Genomic DNA, 3,437 nt, shown 5'->3' with positions numbered 1-3,437 from the left:
TCGATGGCCGACGGCCCGTCGATCCTGCAGTACATCCGCGACACGGCCGACGAGGCCGGGATCACCGGGCACATCCGGTTCGGGGTCAAGGTGACCGGCGCATCCTGGTCGTCGGAGAGCGCACAGTGGACGGTGGAGACGAGCCGGGGCGAGTACACGGCCGACTTCGTCTACGCCTGCGCCGGCTATTACGACTACGACCGCGGCTACCAGCCCGACTTCCCGGGCCGGGAGGACTTCGCCGGCACGTTCGTGCATCCGCAGTTCTGGCCGGAGGACCTCGACCACGCCGGGAAGCGGGTCGTCGTGGTCGGCAGCGGCGCGACCGCGGTGACCCTGGTGCCCGCGATGGCCGATACCGCCGCCCACGTCACCATGCTGCAGCGCTCCCCCTCGTACATCACCGTCCTGCCGGCGGTGGACAAGATCGCCGAGAAGCTGCGCCGACGGCTGCCGCCCCGGGCCGCGTTCCGGCTGACCCGGGCCAAGAACATCGCGATGACCCAGTTCTTCTACCAGCTCGCCCGGCGCCGGCCGGAGCGGGTGAAGCAGCTGCTGCGCGGGTTCGCGGTGAAACACCTCAACGGCGACGAGGCCTACGTGGACGCCCACTTCACGCCCCGCTACAACCCGTGGGATCAGCGGCTGTGCGTGGTGCCCGACGGCGACCTGTTCTCGGCCATCACGGGCGGCAAGGCGGACGTGGTGACCGACACCATCGACCGGTTCGTGCCCGAGGGCGTCCGGCTGACGTCCGGCGAGGTGCTTCCGGCCGACATCGTGGTCTCCGCGACCGGTCTGACCCTGCGCGCGGTGGGCGGCATGAAGCTGACCGTCGACGGCGCCGAGGTCGATCCGGCCGGCCGGGTCGCGTACCGGGGTCTGATGCTCAGCGGCGTACCCAACTTCGCCTTCTGCATCGGCTACACCAACGCCTCCTGGACCCTGCGCTCGGACCTCTGCGCCCGCTACGTGTGCCGCCTGCTGTCCTTCATGGACAAGAACGGCTACGCGATCGCCACCCCCAGCCCGGACCCGTCGGGTCCGCTGCGCCCGTTGCTGTCGCTCACTTCCGGGTACGTGCAGCGCGCGCTGGACAGCTTCCCGAAGCAGGGTGTGCGCGATCCGTGGTCGGTGAAGCAGAACTACGTGCACGACGTCCTGCGCAGTCCCCGCGCCGACATCCGGCGCGACATGACGTTCGGCCGCCGCACGGCCAGGGTAGGAGCGGACGCATGACCCTGCAGCCCTATGCCTTCCGCGGCAAGACGGCCGTCCTCACCGGCGCGGCCTCCGGCATCGGCGAGCAGCTCGCCTTCGACCTGGCCCGCCGCGGCAGCGACCTGGTGCTCATCGACCGAGACACCGCGGGTCTCGAGAGCGTGGCCGGCAAGATCCGCGCCGACGGCGCGGTCCAGGTGGACGCGATCGCCGCCGACCTGGGCGAGCTCGACTCCCTCGAGGGCCTCGCGGCCGGGATCCGCGAGCTGCACCCGAGGATCGGCCTGCTGGTCAACAACGCCGGCATCGCGCTCGGTGGCCTCTTCGAACACCTGAGCGTGGCCGAGTTCGAGACGGTCATCGACGTGAACTTCCGCGCCCCGGTGCGGCTGGTGCACGCGCTGCTGCCGGCGCTGATCGACAACCCGGGCAGCCACCTGGTCAACGTCTCCAGCCTGTACGGGCTGATCGCCCCGCCCGGGCAGTCCGCGTACAGCGCCAGCAAGTTCGCGCTGCGCGGCTTCAGCGAGGTGCTGCGGTCCGAGCTGGAGGGCCGCGTCGGCGTCACCACCGTGCACCCGGGCGGCATCCGCACCGCCATCGCGCGCAACGCCCGGGTCGGCGCCGGTGTGCCACAGGACCTGATCGGCGACCAGCGGGCCAGTTTCGACAAGCTGCTCTCGTACCCGCCGGAGAAGGCCGCGGCAGAGATCCTGGACGCGGTGGCGCGCCGCAAGGCGCGGGTTCTGATCGCCTCCACCGCCAAGGTGCCCGACCTGCTGGCGCGGCTGATGCCGGTGTCGCACATGAAGGTGATCCGCCGCCTCACCGAGCGGGCCCTGCGATGACACCCGAGTTCGTGGAGGTCGACGGCGCGCGGATCCGCACGCACGTCAGCGGCGATCCGCAGGACCCACCGATTCTCCTGCTGCACGGCATCGCCCGCAGCCTCGAGGACTGGCTGCCGCAGCACGACCGGCTCGCCGCCGGGCACCGGGTGATCAGCGCGGACCTGCCCGGCTTCGGGCTGTCCGATCCGCTGCCCGGGCCCGTCTCGCTGGACAGCCTCGCCGACGGCGTCGAGCGAACCGTCCGGGCGCTCGGCGAGGAGCGCCCGCTGCACGTGATGGGCAATTCGCTGGGCGGCGCGGTGGCGATGCGGATGCTCTGCCGCGACCCGTCGCACGTGCGGACGCTGACCCTGGTGGCGCCCGCCGGGTTCGGCAAGGAGGTGACCGCCGCGCTGCGCATCCTCGCGGTGCCGGGGCTCGGCCGGTTCCTGCTCACCAAGATGGACCGCAAGGCCGCCTACCGGGCGGAACGCAGCATCTTCCGCGACCGCGCGATGGTCACCGACGAGCGCGTGGAGTTCGCGATGCGGGTGCTGGCCCGCCCGGGGTACGCGGCGACGTTCCTGGCGACCGCGAAGTCGCTGGGCGGCCTGCGTGGCGTCGCCCCGAAATGGCGTGCCGCGCTGCTCGACGAGGTGACGAGGCTGCCGCGGCCCACCCTGGTGGTGTGGGGCGAGCGCGATCTCATCCTGCCGGCCGCGCACCTGGAGGCAGCGCGCCGGCGGATGCCCGATGCCCGGTTCCACCTCTTCCCGGACACTGGGCACATGCCACAGATCGAACGCCCGGACGAGTTCGCCTCGCTGGCGCTCGACTTCCTGGCGGCGGTGTCAGAGAAGGCCTGACCGCCGCCAGAGTGCGACGCCGGGGCCACCGATCAGCCCCAGCTCCCCCAGGTACGCGACGACGCGCTCGCCCGCCCACTTGAGCGTCGCCAGATGATGCGGATTGGCGCGGGCGGCCCGGCGCCCCTGCACGGGATCGATGCCGACGGCCTTGTACACGTCGTGGTGCACGATGCGGGTGCCGGTCAGGTAGGCGGTGCGCGCGATGATCAGCCGGTCGTAGGCGAGGCGGGACCGGCCGGCCTCGCGGATCTGCCGGGCCAGCTCCTCCCGGGCGTACCGGACGTGCCGGGCCTCCTCGATGACGTGGATGCGGGAGACCATGCGGACCAGCGGCTGCACCCGCTCGTCGGCCATCGCCTCGCGCTGGAACGCGTCGAGAACCTCCTCGGCGATCAGGATCGCGGCGTACATCCGCGGGCCGGTGCCGGTCGCGGCGACGAACCGGCCGAGCCGGTTGTCGCCCGCGCTCAGCCGGTAGACCGGGCACCCGAACCGGTCGATCATCCGGCCGAACAAC

The 3,437-nt window shown here is 71.9% G+C and carries 4 protein-coding genes; 3 read left to right on the top strand and 1 reads right to left on the bottom strand.

The features are described 5' to 3' along the window. From AB0M20_RS33230 to AB0M20_RS33220, 3 genes are all read left to right on the top strand, one after another. Positions 1-1,239 (top strand): NAD(P)/FAD-dependent oxidoreductase (locus tag AB0M20_RS33230; protein WP_364304294.1); only part of this gene is annotated, 1,239 nt, incomplete at its 5' end. After that, a complete protein-coding gene (locus tag AB0M20_RS33225; RefSeq protein ID WP_364304293.1) occupies positions 1,236-2,069 on the top strand; it encodes an SDR family NAD(P)-dependent oxidoreductase in 834 nt (277 codons plus the stop codon). The genes AB0M20_RS33230 and AB0M20_RS33225, both read left to right, overlap by 4 nt. Beyond that, positions 2,066-2,917, top strand: coding sequence for an alpha/beta fold hydrolase (locus AB0M20_RS33220; RefSeq protein WP_364304292.1), 852 nt, complete (start codon positions 2,066-2,068; stop codon positions 2,915-2,917). Before AB0M20_RS33225 ends, AB0M20_RS33220 begins: the two co-directional genes overlap by 4 nt. Here AB0M20_RS33220 and AB0M20_RS33215 read toward each other — a convergent pair. Further along, positions 2,903-3,437 (bottom strand): diiron oxygenase (locus AB0M20_RS33215; protein WP_364304291.1); only part of this gene is annotated, 535 nt, incomplete at its 5' end. The two genes, AB0M20_RS33220 and AB0M20_RS33215, sit on opposite strands and share 15 nt — an antisense overlap.

Origin of the sequence: Actinoplanes sp. NPDC051633, from assembly GCF_040681735.1 — a bacterium.
GTDB lineage: Bacteria > Actinomycetota > Actinomycetes > Mycobacteriales > Micromonosporaceae > Actinoplanes.
The sequence above is the reverse complement of the archived record's forward strand: the minus strand, read 5'-3'. Positions and strand labels throughout refer to the sequence as shown.

What these genes read in the sequence shown, in the direction of transcription:
- AB0M20_RS33225 (WP_364304293.1), top strand. Translation starts at nt 1,236, where the DNA reads ATGACCCTGCAGCCCTATGCCTTCCGCGGCAAGACGGCCGTCCTCACC.
- AB0M20_RS33220 (WP_364304292.1), top strand. Translation starts at nt 2,066, where the DNA reads ATGACACCCGAGTTCGTGGAGGTCGACGGCGCGCGGATCCGCACGCAC.